The sequence below is a fragment of the Rhizobium sp. BK181 genome (assembly GCF_014193305.1).
Taxonomy (GTDB): Bacteria; Pseudomonadota; Alphaproteobacteria; order Rhizobiales; family Rhizobiaceae; genus Rhizobium.
This window is the reverse complement of the sequence record NZ_JACHZA010000001.1, coordinates 1,263,083-1,285,930: the sequence shown is the minus strand read 5'-3', so window position 1 is coordinate 1,285,930 and position 22,848 is coordinate 1,263,083. Positions and strand designations below refer to the sequence as shown.

Sequence of the window (22,848 nt, the reverse complement as noted above, 5' to 3'; positions counted from 1 at the left end):
CATGTATGTTGCTGTCAAAGGGGGCGAAGCCGCCATTGCCAACGCCCATCGCCTGCTGGCGGATCGCCGTCGCGGTGACCGTTCGTTGCCGGCTATCGGTATCGACCAGATCGTCGCGCAGTTGGCGCTTGCGGTCGACCGCGTCATGGCTGAAGCCTCGCTCTACGATCGTACGCTTGCCGCTCTCGCCGTCCGCCAGTCGCGCGGCGATATGATCGAGGCGATCTTTCTGCTTCGCGCCTATCGCACCACGCTGCCGCGCTTCGGCTATAGCAAGCCGGTCGACACAGCGAAAATGAAGATCGAGCGCCGCGTCTCCGCCACCTATAAGGATCTGCCCGGCGGCCAGCTGCTCGGTCCGACCTTCGATTATACGCATCGCCTCCTCGACCCGTCGCTGCTATCAGACGAAGCCGTCGAGGAGCCGACGCTCCGCGATGCCGAATCCGGCCGCGTCATGCGTGTTTCGGAAATCCTCGCGCAGGAAGGCCTGATCGAGGGCGATGGCGAAATGCCGGAGGATCACGAGATCGGCGACCTGACCCGCGAGCCGATGGAATTCCCGATGACCCGCGATCTGCGCCTGCAGGCGCTGGCTCGCGGCGACGAAGGCTTCCTGCTGGCGCTCGGTTATTCCACACAGCGCGGTTACGGACGCAACCATCCCTTCACCGGCGAAATCCGCATCGGTGAAGTCGAGGTCGAATTTGACGTTCCCGAACTTGGTTTTGCCGTCTCGCTCGGCACCATCCAGGTGACGGAGTGCCAGATGGTCAACCAGTTCAAGGGCTCGTCCAAGGCGCCGCCGCAGTTCACGCGTGGCTACGGCCTGGTGTTCGGCCAGAGCGAGCGCAAGGCAATGTCCATGTCGCTCGTCGACCGTGCGCTGCGCGCCGAAGAACTCGGCGAGGACATCACGGCCCCGGCGCAGGACGAGGAATTCGTCATCTCGCATGCCGACAACGTCCAGTCGACCGGCTTCGTCGAACACCTGAAGTTGCCCCACTACGTCGACTTCCAGGCCGAACTCGATTTGGTCCGCCGCATGCGCAACGAATTCGAAGCCGGCCGCATCGGCGGCGACGATACCATGAAGGAGGCTGCGGAATGACCGATCTGGCCAGCTACAATTTCGCCTATCTGGACGAGCAGACGAAGCGCATGATCCGCCGCGCGATCCTGAAGGCGATCGCCATCCCCGGCTATCAGGTGCCCTTCGCCTCCCGCGAAATGCCGATGCCATATGGCTGGGGCACAGGCGGTGTGCAGGTCACTGCCTCGATCATCGGGCCGGATGATGTCCTCAAGGTCATCGACCAGGGCGCCGACGACACGACCAACGCGGTCTCGATCCGCGCCTTCTTCCAGAAGGTCGCGAATGTCGCGGTGACCACGCACACCAAGGATGCGACGATCATCCAGACCCGCCACCGCATCCCGGAAGAAAAGCTTGGGCCCAACCAGGTGCTGGTCTACCAGGTGCCGATCCCGGAACCGCTCCGCTTCCTGGAACCGCGCGAGACGGAAACCCGCAAGATGCACGCGCTTGAGGAATACGGCCTCATGCATGTGAAGCTCTACGAGGACATCGCGCATAACGGCCGCATCTCCAAGACCTATGCTTATCCGGTCAAGGTCGCCGGCCGCTACGTCATGGATCCGTCGCCGACGCCGAAGTTCGACAATCCGAAAATGCACATGTCGGATGCGTTGCAGCTCTTCGGGGCAGGGCGCGAGAAGCGCATCTATGCCGTTCCGCCCTATACCGAAGTCGTCAGCCTCGATTTCGACGACTACCCCTTCGAGATCCAGCGCTTCGGAAAGCCCTGCGCGCTCTGCGGCGCCGAAGAGGTCTATCTCGACGAGGTCATCCTCGACGACAAGGGCGGGCGCATGTTCGTCTGCTCCGACACCGACCATTGCGAAGACCGCCGCGCCCACGGGCATGCCGGCGAGATGTTGGCACCCAATCAGGAGGCCGCCGAATGAGCGACACCCCGCTTCTCAAAGTCAATGACGTCTCGAAGTTCTACGGCAACCGCATCGGCTGCAAGAACGTCGCCTTCGAACTCTGGCCCGGCGAAGTGCTCGCTATCGTCGGTGAATCCGGCTCCGGCAAGACGACACTGCTCAATTGCATCTCGACCCGCCTGATGCCGACGACAGGCAGCGTCGAATACCACATGCGCGACGGCGCCTATCGCGACCTCTACCGCATGAGTGAGGCCGAGCGCCGCTTCCTGATGCGCACCGACTGGGGTTTCGTGCATCAGAATCCGGCTGATGGTCTGCGCATGACGGTGTCTGCGGGTGCCAATGTCGGCGAGCGCCTGATGGCGATCGGCGACCGCCACTACGGCAATATCCGCTCCACCGCGGTTGACTGGCTGCAGCGCGTCGAGATCGACGAGGGCCGTATCGACGACCAGCCGCGCGCCTTCTCGGGCGGCATGCGCCAGCGCCTGCAGATCGCCCGCAATCTGGTGACCGGCCCGCGTCTGGTGTTCATGGATGAGCCGACCGGCGGCCTCGACGTGTCGGTACAGGCCCGCCTGCTCGATCTCGTGCGCGGTCTCGTCAACGATCTCGGCCTTGCCGCGATCATCGTCACCCACGACCTCGCCGTCGCGCGCCTGCTGTCGCACCGCATGATGGTGATGAAAGATGGCCATGTCATCGAGCAGGGGCTGACCGATCGCGTGCTCGACGACCCGCGCGAGCCGTACACGCAGCTCCTCGTTTCCTCCATCCTGCAGGTCTGATCGCAAATGCTGTTCAGACTCCGGCTACCGGTGTCCGTGGCAAGCGAAATTAAGGAAAGAAATCATGGCAACGCCACTCGTTGTTTCTGAAGTCGTCAAGAGCTTCACCATGCACCTGCGCGACGGCATCAAGCTGCCTGTTGTCTCGGATGTATCCTTTTCCGTTGCCTGCGGGGAGTGCGTCGTCCTCGGCGGGCCCTCGGGTATCGGCAAGAGCTCGCTCTTGAAGATGATCTACGGCAACTACGCCGTCGATAGCGGCCAGATCCTCATCAAGCATCACGACAAGATCGTCGACCTCGCAACAGCCGATCCGCGCACCATCATCTCCGTGCGCCGCGATACGCTTGGCTATGTCAGCCAGTTCCTGCGCACCGTGCCGCGTGTCGCGGCGATCGACGTGGTTGCCGAGCCGCTGGTCGCCCGTGGCGAGAAGGCGGAAACGGCGCGCGAGAAGGCCGCAGACCTTCTCGCAAAGCTGAACCTGCCGGAAGCGCTCTGGCAGCTTCCACCGGCCACCTTTTCCGGCGGCGAGCAGCAGCGCGTCAACATCGCCCGCGGCTTCATCACCGATCACACCGTCCTGCTGCTCGACGAGCCGACCGCCTCGCTCGACGCCAGGAACCGCGCCGTCGTGGTCGGGATGATCGAGGAGAAGAAAAAGGCGGGTGTCGCGCTTCTCGGCATCTTCCACGATGAGGAAGTGCGCGAGGCTGTCGCCGACCGCATTCTCGACGTCCAGAAGTTCTCGCCGCGAAAGGCAATCGCAGCATGAGCCGCAAGATTGGCCTCGAGCCCTATTTTCATGAAACGGCATCCGTGAAGAACGCCACCTTCGGCCGCTTCACGGAGGTCTCGGAGCGTTGCCGCATCGAGGAAGTCGAATTCGGCGACTATTCCTATGTCATGCAGGACGGCGCCATCTGGTGCGCGACGATTGGCAAGTTCGTCAACATCGCCGCTTCGGTGCGCATCAATGCCACCAACCACCCGACTTGGCGCGCAACGCTGCACCACTTCACCTATCGCGCCGCCGATTATTGGCCGGATGCGGATATGGAGACCGACTTCTTCGAGTGGCGCCGCTCCAACCGCGTCGTCATCGGCCACGACGTCTGGATTGGCCATGGCGCCACTATCCTGCCCGGCGTCACGGTCGGCAATGGCGCGGTCATCGGCGCTGGTGCCGTCGTCTCCAAGGATGTCGCGCCCTACACCATCGTCGGCGGCGTCCCCGCCAAGCTGATCCGCGAACGCTTCCCGAAAGAGGTCGGCGAACGGATGGACAAGCTCGCCTGGTGGGACTGGGAGCACGACCGCCTGCGCGTTGCGCTGGCCGATTTTCGCGCGCTGAGCGCCGAAGATTTCCTCGCCCGCTACGAAGCATGATCAACGGCCCCGGAGCTTGGCCGCCCAAAAAGCGGCCGGCCGATCGCCGCTATTCGCGGCTCGCCCGGGCGCTAAAACTTGCAGCCGACGAAGCATCGGCGCACCCCGTTGTCACAATAGTCGCGTCTGTCTCTGCTAGGGAAGAGCCGGAGGCGACCCCTGTTTGCCGCAAGGATAACCACCCGTCTTGGCCGTGGATGAGCTTGCGCGAATGCCAATTCCTGTAAGAATTGGAAATACATTGTGACTAAGTCTTTACAAAAGCTAACCTTTTTCGGCTTGTCTGATAAACGTACTTCATGGATATTAGGCTGATCTTGAGGAAGTCATCATGATCAGAATGATTGAAGATCCGGCGGAATTGGCCGGCGAAGATATCACTGGCAAATATATTCTGCGCAAGCTGAACTATCATTGGTTCGCTTACGGCAAGGCTGCAATCGTGACGGCCTGCAAGGGCACGATCCTGCAGCTTGAGCGTGAGGAAACGGTCTATTCGGAGCAGTGGGGTCGTCGCGCCTACACGGGAACCGGCAAGCGGTATCCGGGTGGCATCTGTCCGATATCGGCGGTCGCCTGCGTCTGCGATACCCCGGACGACGTAAATGCCGTCATCCAGCTCGATGTCGAAGCGACAGACGAGTTCTATCGGCTGATCGCCACGACGGAAGCCAGGGTTCGCGCCCTTGCCTCTTCGTCAGAGAATACGGTTTTTCTGGCTGCTGCCGAATAGGTCTGGCGTTCCTGGTGGTTCGGTATAAGACCGAGCATCCGCGATCCGTCGTTCGCGGATGGATGTCCACAAGGCGCAAATGACCGACCACCCCGACACTGTTCTCCTCCCTGAAGATATCGCCGCCGGGCACGAACTCCACGTCTTCGCGGACGGTTGCTACGAACCTGTTTCGGGGGAGGGCGGCTGGGCCTTCGCGGTCTTTCGCGACGATGCGGAAGTCGCCTCCGGTTTTGGCGGCATCAAGGATACCGCCAACAATACGACGGAACTGATCGCGCTGCTCGAAGCCGTGACCTGGATCAACGCCAACGCCACGGAGGAAGCTGCTGTCGTATGGTCCGACTCGGCTTACGCCGTCAAAGGCTGCAATCAGTGGCGCCACATCTGGAAGAACAACGGCTGGAAGAAGATAAGCGCCAACGCGAAGGCCCGGAGCCGAACCATCGCAAATCCGGATCTCTGGAAAGCGATCGACGGCCAGCTGTCTCGCAATCGCCTGCTGACCATCGCCTGGTGCAAGGGCCATTCGGGCCTTGCCGGCAACGAGCGCGCGGATGAGCTTGCCGAGCGCGGCCGCCTGTCGTTGCGTGGCAGGTAGGCGCTGCCGGCGCGTAACTTGCCGCGATCAACTATTGGCTTCTGCCCTCACGCCCACGGGTTCTTCGCCAGCTGCCATTCCCCGGTTTCGTCAGGCTCGACGCGCTTGTTGCCGCGATAGAAGATCGGCAGTCCGGTCTTCTTGTCCATGGAAAAGCGGCTGGGCGTGAACTTCTCGTCCTCGTGTCCACGGATGGCGAGAGCGAGTGCCTCTTTGAACTTCCCGTCTTTGCACAGGCTTTTGAAGAGTGTCTGATCCATCGCTTTGCTCCACTATCGTCGGGTCCCGGATTGCCTGCCATCGACTGGTGGTCCGGTCAACCGTCAACGGCGACAGGCCGGGGGTTGAAATCGCAAGGCGAGACGCCGACCAGCAGGTCCTTGTCTGCAGGCAAGCCGGCCGGGTTTCGTTATCCACCAAAGCCTCGATTATGACAGTCCTTACATAAAACTGACATTGGAGCTTCATGAACCGGGACTAATGCACTCCCCCATATCGCATCTGGACTATGAGGAAGAGCATGATGTTCGAACTGAAGAATGTCACCCGCCGTTTCGGAACCAAGACTGCCGTCGATTCCGTGACGCTCGATATTCCTCAGGGACAGATGGTCGGCATCATCGGCCGCTCGGGCGCGGGCAAGTCCACGCTGCTGCGTATGATCAACCGCCTGCAGGAGCCGACGTCAGGCTCGATCCATTTCGCCGGCGTCGAAGTCTCGAGTCTGCGTGGCCATGCACTGCGCAATTGGCAGCGCGACTGCGCGATGATCTTCCAGCAATTCAATCTCGTGCCGCGCCTCGACGTCCTGACGAACGTCATGCTCGGCCGTCTCAATCATCGCTCGACGACGATGAGCCTGCTCGGCGTCTTCAGCCGCGAAGAGCGCATTCACGCCATTGCCGCCCTCGAGCGCCTCGGCATCGAGCAGACGGCGCTGCAGATGGCCGGCACCTTGTCGGGTGGCCAGCAGCAGCGCGTCGCCATCGCCCGCGCCCTGATGCAGAACCCCAAGATGCTGCTCGCCGATGAGCCGATCGCCTCGCTCGATCCGCTGAACGCCAAGATCGTCATGGATGCACTCCGCGACATCAACGAGCGTGAAGGCATCACCGTCGTCACCAACCTGCATACGCTCGACACCGCGCGCAATTACTGCGAGCGCATCGTCGGCATGTCGGCCGGTCGCGTCGTCTTCGATGGTAAGCCGTCCGAACTGACGGCGGAAGCCGTCAAGCAGATCTACGGCACCGACAAGGACGGCGCCGGCATCGACGAGACGATGACCTCGACCTCGATCAACATTCCCGCGGCCGCTGCCGCCCAACAATCCGCCGGCTTGCAACCGCTGGCGCTGGCCGGTCTCTGAGAGGGGCGGCCTCGATCGTAAGCCTGCGTTATGGGCACACTTCTTCTTAAACAGAATTGCCGGAGACCCCGGTCAATCAGGAGAGAACCATGTTGAAGAAAGCACTTTTTGCCGCCACGGCGCTGTTTGCGCTCGCCGGCGTTTCGCATGCTGCGGACCTCAAGGAATTCCGCGTCGGTATCCTCGGCGGCGAAAACGAAGCCGACCGTCTTCGCAACTACGCTTGCCTTTCCGACCACCTGAAGCAGGAGTTCGGCTTCGAGAAGGTTTCGCTCTTCCCGGCTGCCGACTATGACGGCGTTATCCAGGGTCTCCTCGGCGGCACGCTCGATTTCGCCGAACTCGGCGCTTCCGGTTACGCAGCCGTCCACATCAAGGACCCGAAGGCTGTAACCCCGATCCTGACGACGCAGCAGGAAGACGGCTCGACCGGCTACTACTCGATCGGTCTCGCTCTGAAGTCGGCCGGCATCAAGGACATCAAGGACGCCAAGGGCAAGAAGCTCGGCTACGCCGATCCGGACTCCACGTCTGGTTACCTGATCCCGCTGACGCAGATCCCGAAGGACACCGGCGTTCCGAACGACAAGTACTTCGCTTCGACGCAGTTCAACGGCGGCCACGAGAACAACCTTCTCGCTGCCTATGACGGCAAGGTCGACGTTGCTGTTGACGATAGCTCGGGCATCGGCGACTTCAAGGACGGCTACACCTCCGGCACCTTCCGCAAGGCTGTCGACAAGGGCACCGTTGATCCGAACAAGCTCGTTGAAGTATGGCGCTCGCCGCTGATCCCGAACGGCCCGCTCGTCGTTCGCAACGAACTCGGCACCGAGTGGCAGGCCAAGCTCACGGACTTCTTCATGAAGCTTCCGGAAAAGGACGCCAAGTGCTTCGCAGCCATCGAAGGCGGCGACTTCAAGGGCTACTCCAAGGTCAAGCCTGACTTCTACAACGCGATCATCGACGCTCGTAAGGCTGCCATCGGCGGCTGATCGATCTCCAGATCGAGAGGGGCGGCCCTTGCGGCCGCCCTTTTTCCTGCCAAGAAAGCGGACATCGTTTCATGACTTTTGCCGATCCTCATTCCCAGACGCACAGCGCGCAGCAACCGCAGCAGAGCGCCCATGAAATCGGCGAGGCGTGGAGCAAGATGGTGGCGCGCCGGCGCCTCTACACCGGTCTCGGCCTGGTGATCCTCCTGGTCGCTTTCGTCAGTTCCGTGAAGTTCGCCGACGAAAGCAATGCCGGCCATTTCTTCGAACGCCTTCCGCACCTCTTCGATTTCGTGAGTTGGCTTGTTCCGAAGGACTGGAACGACGTCTGGCGGGCGCTGTTCGATATCGAAAGCCCGAGCCACCAGACCGGCGAAGAATACAATTTCGCGCTCGGTCGTGTGCCGGTATGGGGCAGCTTCTATATCCCCGAATATTTCGAGCTGATGATCATCACGATCAACATCGCGCTGGTCTCGACCATCATCGGCGTCGTCTTCGCGATGCCGCTGAGCTTCCTCGCAGCCCGCAACCTGTCGCCCTCTTCGCCGCTGCGCATCGTCGTCAAGCGCCTCATGGAATTCCTGCGCGCTTTTCCCGAGATCGTTATCGCCGGCCTCTTTGCCGCCATTCTCTCGATCGGTCCGGTCGCCGCCATCATCGCCGTCAGCCTCCACACGATCGGCGCGCTCGGCAAGCTCTTCTACGAAGTGGTCGAAAACATCGACATGAAGCCGGATGAGGGCATGAAGGCCGTTGGCGCCAGCTGGGCCGAGCGCGTCCGCTTTGCCGCGCTGCCGCAGGTTCTGCCGAACTTCATGTCCTATGCGCTGCTTCGGCTTGAGGTGAACGTCCGCGCCTCCACCATCATCGGCGCCGTCGGCGGCGGCGGTATCGGCGAGGAGCTGAAGCTTTCCATCTCGCGCGGTTTCGGTGCCAAGACCGTGGCCCTGGTTCTGTTGCTCTTCATCACCATCGTCGCGGTTGACCAGTTCTCCGCATGGCTGCGCCGCCGCCTCGTCGGCGAGCATGCCTTCCTTCTGCAGCATTGAGGTCCGCCATGACGGTGATCGACGCCAACCGGATGCATGAAATCGAACTCCGCTATCCGGACTACTTCAAACGTTCCTTCCGTCAGCGGTTCGGCGGCCTGATGATCGTCATCGCGACGCTGCTCTACGGCGTCTACGCCACCTGGTTCTTCGACTTGCCGAAGCTGCTGGCCGAAGCGCATTGGGAACGTGTCGGCCTCTATCTCAGCCAGTGGGTGAGCTACGACGTCCAGCCGGAATTCCGCATCGGCGATACCGGCATCACCGTCAAGTATCCGCGCTTCTCGCCGCTGGGCGACAACCCGCATCCCGATTGGGTGGTCAACAACCCGGATGGCAGCGTCTCGGTTTCGGTGAGTGGCGAGAGCCGCACGGTCACGGTTTCGAAGACCGAAGCCGTCGTCACGGCCCACGGCATCGCTGTCCCGGTCGAACTGTCGAGCGGTGCGCCGAAGGTCGTGGGCCCCGTCCCGAGCTGGATGACAGTCTATGACGACAACGTTCTTGCCGATCTCGGCTTTGCCGGCGACGTCAGCATCTCCGCCGACCGCGTAAAGATCCGCAAGCGCTTCCTCGGCTGGGCGAATTTCGTCTTCGACACCCAGTCCCCCTTCTTCGACAAGCCGGCAGGTAAGGTGTTGGGGCTGATCGTTTCGGGTCCGGAACTGAAGCCCGGTCAATCCAACCTGTCGCTCGCTTTCGATAATATCTGGCACAACAGCGCCTGGCAGCACGGCGACGTCTGGACCAAGCTCTTCCAGACGATTGTCATGGCCTTCCTCGGCACCTTGCTTGGTGCGCTGGCAGCCTTCCCGCTGGCGTTCCTGGCTGCGCGCAACATCACGCCGAACAGGCTGTTGAATCAGGTCCTGAAGCGCTCCTTCGACTTCCTGCGCTCGGTCGACATGCTGATCTGGGCGCTGTTCCTGACCCGCGCCTTCGGTCCTGGACCGCTGGCTGGCTCCGGTGCGATCTTCCTCACGGAGACCGGTACGCTCGGGAAGCTCTATTCCGAAGGCCTCGAGAACATCGATAACAAGCCGCGCGAAGGCATCAGGTCCACCGGCGCCTCGACGACGCTCACGCATCGCTACGGCATCATCCCGCAGATCGTTCCGGTTTTCGTCAGCCAGACGCTCTACCAATGGGAATCGAACGTCCGCGGTGCGACGATCATCGGTGCCGTCGGCGCAGGCGGTATCGGCCTCAAGCTCTGGGAATCGATGCGCACCAACGCCAACTGGGAAAACGTCGCCTACATGGTTCTGTTGATCCTGATGGTGGTGTTCATGTTCGACATGGCTTCGAACGCCCTGCGTCACCGGCTGATGGGCACGAAGACACATTAAAAAATGAGGATCGGCCTCGGCCATCATCATTCTGTCACGGAAATCTTTTAGCCGGAAACCGGCCTTGCAGTTGCCGCGCAAATCGCGGCAGACTGCGGCCCGCTTTCGGAACGATTTCCCAGGATACGCGTCTTGCGCTACGCACTCTATTTCACGCCACCGAAGGATCATCCTTTGAACGGCACGGCTTCGCTCTGGCTTGGCCGCGATGCCTTCACCGGCGAAACTTACCCGGCTCCCGAATATCCGGATATGCCGGCCGGCGAGCAGTTCGAGCTGACCGCCGATCCGCGGCGTTACGGCTTCCATGCGACGATCAAGGCGCCGTTCAGCCTGGCGGCATCGGTGACCGAGAAGGACCTGATCCCGGTTGTCGAGGATTTTGCCGCTCGCACGCCTGCTTTCGAGATTCCGGAACTGGTGCTCGGCCAGCTCGGCCGCTTTTTCGCGCTGATCCCCGGTTTCCTGCATCCGCCGCTTCAGGATTTTGCCGCGAAGGTGGTAAAGTCCTTCGAACCGTTCCGCGCCGCGCTATCGGAGGCCGATGTCGCGCGTCGCAAGCCGGAGGAGCTGACGGAAAGCCAGAGGGCCAATCTGCTGCGCTGGGGCTATCCCTACGTCATGGATGACTTCGGCTTCCATATGACGCTGACCGGCAAGGTGCCCCCGGAGCGATCCGGCGTGATGAAGGGAATCCTGGCCGAGCGATTTTCGGCCTTCACGGGCCGGCCGTTGGCAATCTCCGGCCTGGCCGTATTCGTCGAGGAGGCGCGCGGCGCCCCGTTCAAAGTTCATTCCTGGTGGCCGCTTGCCGGCGCCGAAAGCTGAAAGACCTGATCCATGAGCAAAGAAACCGTCTTTTCCAATGCGCGTATCGTCCTCGAAGACGAGATCGTCAACGGATCGGTCCTCATCCGCGATGGCAAGATCGCCGACATCTCGACAGGCAGCTCACATGTTGGCGAGGATTTCGAGGGTGACTACCTGATCCCCGGCCTCGTCGAACTGCATACCGACCATCTTGAGGGCCACTATTCGCCGCGCCCCGGCCTACGCTGGCACAAGACGGCGGCAATCCAGGCGCACGACGCCCAGATCGTTACCTCGGGCATCACCACGGTCTTCGATTGCCTGCGCATGGGCGCTGACGAGGACGGCGGCTTCGAGCATGGCGAAATGCGCGAGATGGCCGATGCGATCCAGAAGGCAGAGCAGGAAGGCCGCTTGCGCGCCGAGCACCTGATCCACCTGCGTTGCGAGGTTTCGGCCGACAACGTGCTGCAGCACTTCGCCGATTTCGAAAACGATCCCTACGTTCGCCTCGTTTCGTTGATGGACCACGCGCCCGGCCAGCGCCAGTTCCAGACGATGGACCAGTATATCTTCTACTACCAGAAGAAGCGTGGCCTCTCCGACGCCGAGTTCGCCAAGTTCGTCGATCGCCGCGTGTCCGAATCCGAGCGCAATTCCACGCCGCACCGCACGGCCATTTCCAAGGTCTGCGCCGAGCGCGGCATCACCGTTGCCAGCCACGACGACGCCACCCTCTCCCATGTCGATGAAGCAATCGAAAATGGCGTTCGCCTGGCCGAGTTCCCGACCAGCTTCGACGCCGCCAAGGCCTCGCATGGCCATGGCATGAGCGTGCTGATGGGCGCCCCCAACGTGGTGCGTGGCAAGTCCCACTCCGGCAACATCGCGGCCCGCGACCTTGCGGAGCGGGGCGTGCTGGACGTGTTGTCGTCGGATTACGTGCCACTCAGCCTGCTCTACGCGCCGTTCATCCTGGCCGACGACGTCGAGAGCATTTCGCTGCCGCAGGCAATCGCCATGGTTACGTCGACGCCGGCGCGCACCGTCAACCTCAACGACCGTGGCCGGATCGCGCCCAGCCTGCGCGCTGACCTCGTGCGGGTCTACCGGGACCACGGCGTTCCGGTCACTCGCTCCGTGTGGCGCGAAGGACGCCGAGTCGCATGATGCCCTCGCACGAACCTCACATTGTTCCGGGAACGGAGCGCGGCATCATGGTGGTCGTCGTCGGCCCGAGCGGTGCCGGCAAGGACACGCTGATGGCGCTCGCCGCCAAGCACTTCCAGGGCCGCCCGGATGTGCATTTTGTCCGCCGTGTCATCACCCGCCACACCCATGCCGGCGGCGAGCAGCATCTCGCCGTGTCGGCCCAGGGTTTCGCGTCGATGGAGCAGGCCGGAAACTTCGCGGTCTGGTGGGAAGCGCACGGCTTGAAATATGGCATTCCGGCTGAGGTGTCGGTCGCGCTCGCACAAGGGAATCTGGTTATTGCCAACGGTTCGCGTTCGGCGCTCCACCACTTCAAGGCCGTTTTCCCGCGGCTCAAGGTCATCAATGTGACAGCGACCGTCGAGGTGTTGGCAAGCCGCCTGGAGGCTCGCGGCCGCGAGACGCATGAAGACATCATGGCCAGGCTCGCACGCGGCCCCCTGACGGTGCGCGGCGACTACGACGTGGTCGACCTGGATAACAGCGGTTCGCTGGAAGAAGGCGGAAGCAGGATCATCGATGCGTTGAACGCGTTTCTGGCCGAGATCGGCTGACGCGGAGGCGGGGGCATGCGGCCGATCACGGTTCTCGATTACGACCCGGCATGGCCCGCTCTCTTCGACGCCGCAAGACGCGAACTGGTGACGCTGGCGGCGGATAGTATCCTCACGATCGAGCATATCGGCAGCACAGCGGTCCCTGGACTGGCGGCGAAGCCGAAGATCGATCTCGATGCCGTGCTGGTGGACGAAACAGCACGTAATTCGGTCGCCTCTTTGCTTCCATCTGCCGGTTTCCGGGCTCACGGCGATCCCCACGGCGACGGCCGCTGGCCCTTCACCCGCGATCATGAGGGCTATGGCCTACGCCTCTATCTCTGCACACCTAATAATCCGGCTCACCGTAACCGTATCCTGTTTCGCGACCACCTCCGCTGCCACCCGCAAAAGGCGGCCGAGTATCAGGCGCTGAAACGTCACCTTGCCGCAAAGGCCAATGGCGACTGGGATATCTACACCGGCGGCAAGAGCGACTTCGTCGCAGAGACACTGCGGCTTGCGATGATCGAGGCCGAACGGTCGTTGCGCGGATAATTTTCTTGCGTAGCAGGAAACTTCGAAGCGATCTCAGGCGCTTGCCTGCCGTATTGTCCCCGCCCATCCCCGCATACATGATCTGACGCACACTGGTGGCGTCATTGGACAGGGAGCCGGGTCGCGAACCGGATCTGACAAAACTGGTCGAAAGTCCGGCGTTCGATGATGGTTGCAGAAGAGGGGTCGCAAGTCGTCGGGGCTGGCGATCCGCCGCATCGGAAAGGCCGAGAGACGCTCCTGTCGGCCCGGAAGGGCGGAGATCTCGATGCGATCGGGCAGGCTGCACCGCCTGACAATCCCTATCTACTATAACCGCCGCCTGCCTATTCCCAGCCAGTCCACGCCGTACCGGAGCTCTTTCCGGTGCGGGGCTTTGTGTTGCCCGGCAACGGGTGCGGTTGGAAACAGGATGGACAGCTTCGGTCGACAGGCTTGCGATTTACCCGATAGCGAAATGGATCGGGTGCGGACATTCTCCGGTCCAAGCAGGCGAAGCACGGGTGTCCCGCCTGCCAGAGAGACCGGACGCACGATGCGCCCGGCTCCTGCGTTGGCCTAGATCACCTGCCCGACATCGATACGGTTGCCGTCGGGATCCTCGAACACGAAGGCGCGGAGGCCATAGTCCTTGTCCTGCAGCCTCTTGATGATCCGCGCGCCATGCGCCTGGCACAGCGCATAGAGAGCATCCGCATCGTCGACCATGAGATGAGCGACGTTGAAATTGGGGATTTCGTGGTTCGGTTGCAGCGTCAGATGCAGTTCGGCGGCATCACGCTTCAGGATAACGAAGCCGACCGGGTTGCCGTTCTCAAACACCTTGGTGAAGCCCATCACGCCGCTATAAAAGTCCACTGCCCGACTGATATCTTTTACGGGAAGCATCGCGGCGATGCGTCCGAAGCGGACACCGTGATCAGCGATTTCTGTCATCGCTCAATCTCCTTCCGAGACGTCGCGAATGGCTCCGGCCGTGCGGAAGACCATGCGCGCGCTCCAATGTTTCAACATGAAGGGCGGTGCCTACCGGGGCATCTATAGCTGCGGACGCGTCGTGTCGCAATCGCCGACTTTCTCGGCCGTCGCGCCCGTGACTGACTTCGCAAGAAGCCGAATCCCAGCATTGTCGAGGACTGGGAACGCGCTGTGGCCTCGTCCCCAGGCTAGCGGTCACTTGCGCGCCGCCAGCAGTTCTCCCCTCCGGGAGATCATTCCCCTTCGCCGCGTCCAGCCACGATCTCGCGCTTGCCGACGTGGTTTGCCGGGCCGACAAGGCCTTCCTTCTCCATGCGTTCGACGAGCGAAGCCGCACGGTTGTAGCCGATGCCGAGGCGGCGCTGGATATAGGAGGTCGAGCACTTCTTGTCGCGCATGACGACCTTGACTGCCTTGTCGTAGAGGTCGTTGCCGTCCTCGGCCGTCATGTCGCCCTTGTCGAAGACGGCGCTGTCCTCTTCCTCGGTGTCTTCCTCTTCGTCAGCCGTGACGGTGTCGAGATATTCCGGCCGACCCTGCGTCTTCAGGTGTGCCACGACCTTCTCGACTTCGGCATCCGAAACGAACGGTCCGTGCACGCGAGAAATCCGCCCGCCGCCCTGCATATGCAGCATGTCGCCCTGGCCGAGCAGCTGCTCGGCGCCCTGTTCGCCAAGGATGGTGCGGCTATCGATCTTCGAGGTCACCTGAAAGGAGATGCGGGTCGGGAAGTTTGCCTTGATCGTACCGGTGATGACGTCGACGGAAGGGCGCTGAGTCGCCATGATCAGGTGGATGCCGGCGGCGCGCGCCATCTGCGCCAGCCGCTGGATCGCGCCTTCGATTTCCTTGCCGGCGACCATCATCAGGTCGGCCATCTCGTCGACGATGACGACGATATATGGCATCGGCGTCAGGTCCATCTCCTGCTGCTCCTCGATCGGAGCGCCGGTGCTCCTGTCGAAACCGGTCTGGACCATGACGTGGATCGTCTCGTCCTTGTCGCGGGCCTGCGCCACGCGGCTGTTGTAGCCGTCGATATTGCGCACGCCGAGGCGCGACATCTTGCGATAGCGGTCCTCCATCTCGCGAACGGCCCACTTCAGCGCCATCACGGCCTTCTTGGGGTCGGTGACCACAGGCGTCAGAAGGTGCGGGATGCCGTCATAGACCGACAGCTCCAGCATCTTCGGATCGACCATGATCAAGCGGCACTGTTCCGGCGACATCCGGTAGAGCAGCGACAGGATCATCGTGTTGATGGCAACCGACTTGCCCGAACCGGTGGTACCGGCAACGAGCAGGTGCGGCATCTTCGCGAGCTCGGCGATCACAGGTTCGCCGCCGATCGTCTTGCCGAGACCGAGCGCCAACTTGAAGCTGCTCTTCTCGAAGTCGGCGCTTTCGATCATCTCGCGGAAATAGACGGTTTCGCGGAGCGCATTCGGCAGTTCGATGCCGATGACGTTGCGGCCGGGAACCACGGCGACGCGTGCCGACAGCGCCGACATCGAGCGGGCGATATCGTCGGCAAGGCCAATGACGCGCGACGATTTCACGCCCGGTGCCGGTTCGAACTCGTAAAGTGTCACGACGGGGCCGGGGCGGACATGGATGATCTCACCCTTGATGCCGAAATCCTCCAGCACGCTTTCGAGAAGCCCGGCATTCTGCTCGAGCGTCTCTTGCGACATGATCTCGCCGACGCGCTCTGGCGGCTCCTGCAGCAGCGAGTGCGACGGGAACTCGTAGCCCGAGGCATCGACCCTCGAGGGGACGACCTTCGGCGCGGCAAAGCGAGGGGCCGGTGCGAGCGGCTGCGGCGCCAAAGCGCGAACCGGCAGTGGAGCGATCGGCTGCGCCTTTGGCTCGACTGGTACCGCTTCTTCCAAGCGGATCTGCTCGGTCGCGACGGGGCTTTGCGCTGCGCGGCCCCGCGTCAAACCGGGAGCAGGCGCGACGGGCGGCGGCGCGACTGGTTCAGGCGTCGGTGCAACGGCGATGGCCTGATGTTGTCGACCTGGCCGCCACTCCATGACGCGGAACCGGCTGATGATCGATTCGGGGCTGACCTCTGGCTTCGGCAGCGAAACTACCGGCGGCAGCAGGATCGGTTCCGCCGCCGCTTCCTCGAATGCCATGACTTCCCAGAACGCGAAGTCCGAGATGGCAGCCAGTTCGGTCGAGGCCCGGACAATGGTCTGGGTTTCGGGCTCGGCCGACATGATCGGTGATACAGCTACAGCCGGCTGCACTTCGATCGCAGGCGGAATCACGGCTTCATAGATCTCGAGCGGAAGGTTAGCGACTACGGGCGCCAGCGATTCCACGCTTGCGCCGATTTCCGCCGCAACGCGCTCCTGCAGCGCAAGCGGCGGCGTGCGAACGGCTGGCGTCGGCACGCGCTTTGGATTGATCAGATTCTCGGGCGTGCGGGTAAACCGCACATTCGGAGCCAGTGAAAAATTGTTCTGCCAGATAGGTGCCGTAGGCTTCTCGCCTGCGTGTTCCTGCAGCTGTTCACCTTCGACTTCCGCGGAAATCTCCTCGGCCCCTGTCAGATTGGTTCTAGGAAAGCGCATACGACCGCTACTCACTCATGATTAGCAACTAATACCCGCTCTCGGATTAGGAAATGAAGGTTAATAAGTTCCTTCCATCCGCGCCTACATTCGCCGCGGAATTCATGCAAAACCATTTTGTATCAATGGATTGAACGGTAGTGAAAATTTTAATGGATTTTCGACGAAGCGCTCAGTGCGCTTCGTCCCAGTTGGTGGCCGAACGCGCGTCGACTCGGAGCGGCACGCGCATTTCGAGCGCCGGCATGGTGGCGTTTTCCATCACCGAAACGATGATCGGCGTGGCCTTTTCGACGTCTGCGTCCTCGACTTCGAAGATCAGTTCGTCGTGCACCTGCAGGAGCATGCGCACGCGGTCGCCGAGCCCTGCTTCGGCGAGCGCCGGTTCCATCTTGATCATCGCCCGGCGAATGATATCGGCGGCCGATCCCTGGATCGGTGCGTTGATCGCCGCCCGTTCGTTGAAGGCGCGAACCGACGGGTTGGAGGAGCGAATCTCCGGGTAGTTGATTCGCCGTCCGAAGATCGTTTCGACGTAGCCCTTGTCACGCGCCATCTGCTTGCGGCTGTCCATGTAGTCGCGGATGCCGGGGAAGCGTTCGAAATACTTCTTGATGTAGTCGCCCGCTTCCGAGCGCTCGATCGAGAGTTGATTGGCGAGGCCGAACGCGGAAATGCCGTAGATGATGCCGAAGTTGATGGCCTTGGCGCGACGTCGCACTTCGGACGGCATGCCCTCGACGGGTACGCTGAACATCTCCGACGCGGTCATTGCATGAATGTCGACGCCATCGGCAAACGCCTGCGTCAGCTGCGGAATCTCGGCGACATGGGCGAGCACGCGCAGCTCGATCTGGCTGTAGTCGGCCGAAATCAGCTTATGGCCCGGCGACGAAATGAATGCCGTGCGGATCTTGCGGCCTTCCGCAGTGCGTACAGGAATGTTCTGCAGGTTCGGTTCCGAGGACGACAGGCGACCGGTTGTCGTCGACGCCAGCGAGTACGAAGTGTGAACCCGCTTCGTCTGGGGATGGACGTATCCCGGCAGCGCATCCGTATAGGTCGACTTGAGCTTGGTCAGCTGGCGCCAGTCGACGATCTTGCGCGGCAGTTCGAAGCCCGCAGCGGCGAGGTCTTCGAGCACGCTTGCCGAGGTGGACCACTGGCCGGTCTTCGTCTTCGTACCGCCGGCCAGTCCCATCTTGCCGAACAGGATATCGCCCAGCTGCTTCGGCGAGCCGATGGTGAAGCGCCCGCCGGCGAGCTTGAAAATTTCCTCCTCGAGCGCGGCAGCGCCCTGCGCGAGATCGCCGGACAGGCGCGACAGGATTTGCCTGTCGACGGTAATCCCGCGCTCTTCCATATGGGCGAGAACCGGAAGCAGGGGCCGTTCGAGGCGTTCGTAAACCGTCGTCAGCCTCTCGGCGGCAAGACGCGGTTTCAGCACCAGCCAGAGCCTGAGCGTGATCTCCGCGTCCTCTGCGGCATAGTGCGTCGCGCGATCGATATCGACGAGGTCGAATGTAACGTTCGACTTACCGCTACCGGCCACGTCCTTGTAGGCAATCGGCGTATGGCCAAGGAACTTCTCCGACAGCGGATCCATTCCGTGTGCGCCGGTTCCGGCGTCCAGCACATAGGAGATCAGCATCGTATCGTCGAAGTGTTTCGTTTCGACGCCGTATCGCTTCATCAAGAGGTAGTCGTATTTCAGGTTCTGGGCGACCTTCAGGATCGCCTCGTCTTCCAGAAGCGCCTTCAGCCGGGGCAAGGCGTCGCGCATCGGGATCTGGTTCTCGGCCAATCCGCCGCCGAGCAGATCGCCGAAGCCCGTCTTGTGGCCGATCGGGATGTAGGCGGCGCGGATGCTGGTGCCGGTGGCATTCTTGTCGTTGTCGGCGATCGCCATCGAGAATCCGACGAGTTCTGCCTGCATCGCATCGAGCGACGTCGTCTCGGTGTCGAAGCCAACCACTCCGGTATCGCGCGCATCGGCAATCCATTTGTCGAGCGTCGCGACATCGCGAATGGTGACATAGCGCGAGTGATCGAAGGGTAGCGAGGCAAAAGCCTCGGCGCGTGCCTTGGCAAGGTCGCCGGGCAGGAAGGTACCTTCGCGACCGTTCACGCCATTCGTCTTCGCGGGGACGGGCACCGCGTCGCCGGCAACGTCGGGAATGCCCCCGGCCACCGGCTCGGGCTCTGCGCTGTCGAGATCGGGACCCCGCGCCGATGCACCCCATTCGACCGGAACGTCAACGGCGTCGATGGCGCTGGCGTCGCAATCGCAAGCCTCGGCAACGCGCCGCGTCAGCGATGTGAACTGCATTGCCTTCAGGAAGCCGATCAGCATTGGCCCGTTTTGCGGCTCGAGGATCAGGTCTTCCACCTTGAGTTCGAGCGGAACGTCGGTACGCAGTCGCACCAGTTCGCGTGACAGGCGGGCCTTGTCGGCATTCTCGATGATCGTCTGGCGGCGCTTCTCCTGCTTGATCTCGGTCGCGCGTTCGAGAAGCGCATCGAGATTGCCGTACTCGGCAAGCAGCTGCGCCGCCGTCTTCGGACCGATGCCTGGGATGCCGGGCACGTTGTCGACGGAGTCGCCTGTCATCGCCTGAAGATCGATCATCTTCTCGGGCGGCACGCCCCATTTCTCGATGACGTCAGGAATGCCGATCTGCTTGTCCTTCATGCTGTCATACATGTGGACCGCAGTCGTAACCAGCTGCATCAGATCCTTGTCCGAGGAGACGATCGTCACGTCAGCGCCGAGGGCCTCGGCCTGGCGGGCGTAAGTTGCGATGATGTCGTCGGCCTCGAAACCCTCCGTCTCGATGCACGGCAGATTAAAGGCCCGCGTTGCGTGCCGGATCAGCCCGAATTGCGGGATAAGCTCGTCGGGCGGTGTTGAGCGATTTGCCTTGTAGGCATCGTAGAGATCCTTGCGGAACGTTTTTGCCGAGTAGTCGAAGATGACGGCAAGATGCGTCGGCGTCACGCCGACCGATGTGTCGCGCGCATCCGTCAGCAGCTTCCACAACATGTTGCAGAATCCTGACACCGCGCCGACCGGCAAACCATCGGATTTGCGGGTCAGAGGGGGGAGTGCGTGAAAGGCTCTAAAAATGAAACCGGAGCCGTCGACTAGGAAAAGATGATCGCCTTTTTTCATGGCGTCATGGATAGCGCGGCGACCTTGGAAGGTCCATATAAACTTGGAGACCGAAAAGATTCCGCCTCACCAAACTGTTACCAATTTGTAATAGTCAATGCTCGGCTTTCCCTTGAAAAGCCACATTCCCGATCACAAATGATTACTACCGACGTTTGATCGTGTTTGGTCGCGTCGAGGGTCTGATAGCTGGCTTGTCCCCCGCCGCATCGGACTTGGACAAAGGCCTTATCCCCTCTCCGGGCCTTTGTCCCCATTTTAGAGCCGCCATAGCCAGACCTCCAGGCTATGGCGGCTTTGTTTTTCTGCTCTATCTTCCGAAGGACAACCTGCGATGAAGCACTTGTGATGCGTCGTATGCGATTTGTTGCACTGTTTCGTCGAGTTTTTTGCGACTAACTGAGAAGATGGGAAGTAATCGTATGGACTCGGGGGCCTACCTTGCCAGCCAGCTGGCCAAGGGCTTTGCTCGTTCGCTGCAGCGGCGCGCGGCGCGGCTCGGCTTTTCGCCAGGGCAGTTCCCGGTTCTTCTCGAACTCTGGGCCGAGGACGGGCTGACGCAGAAGCAGCTGCTGGCCCGCGTCGACATCGAGCAGGCGACCATGGCGAACACGCTTGCACGCATGGCGCGCGACGGATTGATCGACCGTCGTCCGCATCCATCCGACAAGCGGGCCCAGCTGATCTTTCTGACCGACAAGGCAAAGGGCATGGAAGATGATGCGATCGAGGCGGCGCGAGAAGCCGACCTTGCGCTATTTCAGGGCTTCAAGAGTTTCGAACGGGAGCTGACCCTCGAATATATCCGCCGGCTTCTCGACAACGCCAAGAAGCTTTGAGCAGGCGCCATTTCGCTGCCGTTATCGGTGTCGCGTTGTAAAGGCGGTCAAACTCGTCTCCGTGTACGGAAAGAAAATTTTCGTATGCAGCCAGCCTTACGCTCGGTTCGTTATCAGGCTTACCGAAAGGCTGGTCCCTTGCCCCATTCCCTCGCTGTAGCGTTCCGCTGCTCTGCTTTTTTCGCCTCGAAAGCAGTCGACCTTTGGTCTATCGTCCCGCGAAATTTCGAAAGGAGTCGAAAATGACCGATGCAATGCCGGTGCTTTCGCGCGCGGACCAGAACCTGCCATCAAGCCTCGACAAGCTGTTTGAGCTATTGAGGATCAAGTCCATCTCGACCGATCCCGCCTTCAAGGCGGAGTGCCGCAAGGCGGCGGAATGGCTCGTGTCCTACCTGAAGACGCTGGGTTTCGAGGCTTCCGTGCGCGACACGCCCGGTCATCCCATGGTTGTCGCTCATCATGCTGGGGCAAGCGCCGACGCGCCGCATGCGCTGTTCTACGGCCACTATGACGTCCAGCCCGTCGATCCCATCGAACTTTGGGAGAACGATCCCTTCGAGCCGGCGATCAAGGACATCGGCAACGGCCGAAAGGTCCTCACCGGTCGCGGCACCTCCGACGACAAGGGCCAGTTGATGACCTTCGTCGAGGCCTGCCGCGCGTATAAGGAAGTCAACGGCGCGTTGCCCTGCCGCATTACCATCCTCTTCGAAGGCGAAGAAGAATCGGGTTCGCCGTCGCTGAAGCCGTTCCTCGAGGCCAACGCCGCCGAACTGAAGGCGGACTACGCACTGGTTTGCGACACCGGCATGTGGGACCGTGATACCCCGGCGATTGCCGCAGCGCTTCGCGGGCTTGTCGGAGAGGAGGTGGTCGTAACCGCGGCTGATCGCGACCTGCATTCCGGCTTGTTCGGCGGTGCGGCTGCCAACCCGATCCATATTCTGACGGCCATTCTCGCTGGACTGCACGATGAAACCGGCCGTATCACCCTCGAAGGCTTCTATAACGGTGTCGAGGAAACCCCGGCCAACATCAAGGCATCCTGGGAAACCCTCGGCAAGACGGCGGAGACCTTCCTCGGGGAGGTTGGCCTGTCGATTCCTTCGGGTGAAAAGGGCAGGTCCGTCCTTGAACTGACCTGGGCGCGGCCGACCGCCGAGGTCAACGGCATCTGGGGTGGCTATACGGGCGAGGGCTTCAAGACGGTGATCGCAGCCAAGGCCTCGGCCAAGGTTTCGTTCCGTCTCGTAGGGAGCCAGGATCCAAGCGCCATTCGCGAAAGCTTCCGCGCCTATGTCCGGTCGAAGATCCCGGCGGATTGCTCTGTCGAATTCCACCCGCACGGCGGTTCGCCGGCCATCCATCTTTCCTATGATTCGCCGGTTCTGACAAAGGCGAAGAACGCGCTTTCCGACGAGTGGCCGAAGCCTGCCGTCGTCATCGGCATGGGCGGATCGATCCCGATCGTCGGTGACTTCCAGAAGATGCTCGGCATGGAGTCGTTGCTCGTCGGCTTCGGCCTCAGCGACGATCGCATTCACTCGCCCAACGAGAAGTACGAACTGGTGTCCTATCACAAGGGCATCCGCTCCTGGATCCGCATCCTGGAAGCGCTGGCCAAGTGACGGTCGGAATGTGCGCCTGCTTCGCGGGCGCCTGAAAAACAAAAAGGCCGGAACAAACCGGCCTTTCGTCATTCGCTTCACTTCGATGCCAGTACATCCGTGGTCAAGGAGGAAGCGAATGTTGCAGCCAGACTGATCGGGAAAGGTTAACGAATGGTTAACCAGCGAGCCACGATCACAATGGCGGAAGCGGCAACGTTGCTGGCGCGCCCAGCTTTCCACCGGCTGCAATCTGTTGAGCCCTATGTCGGTATGCCCGTCCCGCGTTTCAAGCGAGGCT

At 61.6% G+C, this 22,848-nt stretch carries 21 protein-coding genes; 17 read left to right on the top strand and 4 right to left on the bottom strand.

Translation table 11 applies throughout. The annotated features are described in order from the left end of the window. Position 1 precedes the first annotated feature (1 nt). From FHT77_RS06460 to FHT77_RS06430, 7 genes are all read left to right on the top strand, one after another. Positions 2 to 1,111 carry a carbon-phosphorus lyase complex subunit PhnI gene (locus tag FHT77_RS06460; RefSeq protein ID WP_183753521.1) on the top strand — a complete coding sequence of 370 codons (1,110 nt, stop codon included), beginning with the start codon at positions 2 to 4 and terminating at the stop codon, positions 1,109 to 1,111. Further along, entirely contained in the window at positions 1,108 to 1,989 is an 882-nt protein-coding gene (locus FHT77_RS06455; RefSeq protein ID WP_113360938.1) for an alpha-D-ribose 1-methylphosphonate 5-phosphate C-P-lyase PhnJ, read from the top strand. Before FHT77_RS06460 ends, FHT77_RS06455 begins: the two co-directional genes overlap by 4 nt. Further along, complete coding sequence (gene phnK / locus FHT77_RS06450) at positions 1,986 to 2,762, top strand: phosphonate C-P lyase system protein PhnK (protein WP_183753519.1); 777 nt, start codon at positions 1,986 to 1,988, stop codon at positions 2,760 to 2,762. Before FHT77_RS06455 ends, phnK begins: the two co-directional genes overlap by 4 nt. A gap of 64 nt (positions 2,763 to 2,826) precedes the next feature. After that, positions 2,827 to 3,537, top strand: coding sequence for a phosphonate C-P lyase system protein PhnL (phnL, locus tag FHT77_RS06445; RefSeq protein ID WP_183753517.1), 711 nt, complete (start codon positions 2,827 to 2,829; stop codon positions 3,535 to 3,537). Next, positions 3,534 to 4,151, top strand: a complete 618-nt coding sequence (locus tag FHT77_RS06440; protein WP_183753515.1) for a DapH/DapD/GlmU-related protein — start codon at positions 3,534 to 3,536, stop codon at positions 4,149 to 4,151. The genes phnL and FHT77_RS06440 overlap by 4 nt, the downstream gene beginning before the upstream one ends. A gap of 331 nt (positions 4,152 to 4,482) precedes the next feature. Continuing rightward, the gene (locus tag FHT77_RS06435; RefSeq protein WP_183753513.1) at positions 4,483 to 4,884 is read left to right on the top strand and encodes a hypothetical protein; all 402 of its coding nucleotides are present in this window, start codon (positions 4,483 to 4,485) and stop codon (positions 4,882 to 4,884) included. Between the two features lie 79 nt (positions 4,885 to 4,963). Continuing rightward, positions 4,964 to 5,485: a ribonuclease H gene (locus tag FHT77_RS06430; RefSeq protein WP_183753511.1), complete on the top strand. Its 522-nt coding sequence runs from the start codon at positions 4,964 to 4,966 to the stop codon at positions 5,483 to 5,485. Between the two features lie 47 nt (positions 5,486 to 5,532). On the opposite strand, the gene FHT77_RS06425 is transcribed toward FHT77_RS06430, so the two are convergent. Then, the gene (locus FHT77_RS06425) at positions 5,533 to 5,745 is read right to left on the bottom strand and encodes a hypothetical protein (protein WP_016552344.1); all 213 of its coding nucleotides are present in this window, start codon (positions 5,743 to 5,745) and stop codon (positions 5,533 to 5,535) included. Between the two features lie 263 nt (positions 5,746 to 6,008). Here FHT77_RS06425 and phnC point away from each other — a divergent pair, with 263 nt between their 5' ends. From phnC to FHT77_RS06385, 8 genes are all read left to right on the top strand, one after another. Continuing rightward, complete coding sequence (gene phnC, locus FHT77_RS06420; protein WP_183753509.1) at positions 6,009 to 6,854, top strand: phosphonate ABC transporter ATP-binding protein; 846 nt, start codon at positions 6,009 to 6,011, stop codon at positions 6,852 to 6,854. A gap of 89 nt (positions 6,855 to 6,943) precedes the next feature. Further along, entirely contained in the window at positions 6,944 to 7,849 is a 906-nt protein-coding gene (phnD, locus tag FHT77_RS06415; RefSeq protein WP_183753507.1) for a phosphonate ABC transporter substrate-binding protein, read from the top strand. Positions 7,850 to 7,920: 71 nt separating this feature from the next. Next, on the top strand, positions 7,921 to 8,901 hold the full coding sequence (gene phnE / locus FHT77_RS06410) for a phosphonate ABC transporter, permease protein PhnE (RefSeq protein ID WP_183753505.1): 981 nt from the start codon (positions 7,921 to 7,923) through the stop codon (positions 8,899 to 8,901). Positions 8,902 to 8,909: 8 nt separating this feature from the next. Further along, the gene (gene phnE / locus FHT77_RS06405) at positions 8,910 to 10,250 is read left to right on the top strand and encodes a phosphonate ABC transporter, permease protein PhnE (RefSeq protein ID WP_183753503.1); all 1,341 of its coding nucleotides are present in this window, start codon (positions 8,910 to 8,912) and stop codon (positions 10,248 to 10,250) included. Between the two features lie 132 nt (positions 10,251 to 10,382). Then, a complete protein-coding gene (locus tag FHT77_RS06400) occupies positions 10,383 to 11,078 on the top strand; it encodes a DUF1045 domain-containing protein (protein ID WP_183753501.1) in 696 nt (231 codons plus the stop codon). A 12-nt stretch (positions 11,079 to 11,090) separates the two neighbouring features. Next, complete coding sequence (locus FHT77_RS06395) at positions 11,091 to 12,230, top strand: alpha-D-ribose 1-methylphosphonate 5-triphosphate diphosphatase (protein ID WP_183753499.1); 1,140 nt, start codon at positions 11,091 to 11,093, stop codon at positions 12,228 to 12,230. Further along, entirely contained in the window at positions 12,227 to 12,826 is a 600-nt protein-coding gene (gene phnN, locus FHT77_RS06390; RefSeq protein ID WP_183753497.1) for a phosphonate metabolism protein/1,5-bisphosphokinase (PRPP-forming) PhnN, read from the top strand. The genes FHT77_RS06395 and phnN overlap by 4 nt, the downstream gene beginning before the upstream one ends. 15 nt (positions 12,827 to 12,841) lie before the next feature. Next, a complete protein-coding gene (locus FHT77_RS06385) occupies positions 12,842 to 13,366 on the top strand; it encodes a GrpB family protein (RefSeq protein ID WP_183753495.1) in 525 nt (174 codons plus the stop codon). Between the two features lie 558 nt (positions 13,367 to 13,924). Here FHT77_RS06385 and FHT77_RS06380 read toward each other — a convergent pair. The 3 genes from FHT77_RS06380 to polA form a co-directional block, all read right to left on the bottom strand. After that, on the bottom strand, positions 13,925 to 14,302 hold the full coding sequence (locus tag FHT77_RS06380; protein ID WP_183753493.1) for a VOC family protein: 378 nt from the start codon (positions 14,300 to 14,302) through the stop codon (positions 13,925 to 13,927). Positions 14,303 to 14,577: 275 nt separating this feature from the next. Beyond that, complete coding sequence (locus FHT77_RS06375; protein WP_183753491.1) at positions 14,578 to 16,926, bottom strand: DNA translocase FtsK; 2,349 nt, start codon at positions 16,924 to 16,926, stop codon at positions 14,578 to 14,580. Positions 16,927 to 17,098: 172 nt separating this feature from the next. Next, positions 17,099 to 20,098: a DNA polymerase I gene (polA, locus tag FHT77_RS06370; protein ID WP_183753489.1), complete on the bottom strand. Its 3,000-nt coding sequence runs from the start codon at positions 20,096 to 20,098 to the stop codon at positions 17,099 to 17,101. 422 nt (positions 20,099 to 20,520) lie between these two features. On the opposite strand from polA, the gene FHT77_RS06365 reads away from it, so the two are divergent. Both FHT77_RS06365 and FHT77_RS06360 read left to right on the top strand, forming a co-directional pair. Then, positions 20,521 to 20,937: a MarR family winged helix-turn-helix transcriptional regulator gene (locus FHT77_RS06365; protein WP_183753487.1), complete on the top strand. Its 417-nt coding sequence runs from the start codon at positions 20,521 to 20,523 to the stop codon at positions 20,935 to 20,937. A gap of 242 nt (positions 20,938 to 21,179) precedes the next feature. Continuing rightward, positions 21,180 to 22,568, top strand: coding sequence for a M20/M25/M40 family metallo-hydrolase (locus FHT77_RS06360; RefSeq protein ID WP_183753485.1), 1,389 nt, complete (start codon positions 21,180 to 21,182; stop codon positions 22,566 to 22,568). The last annotated feature ends 280 nt before the right edge of the window (positions 22,569 to 22,848 follow it).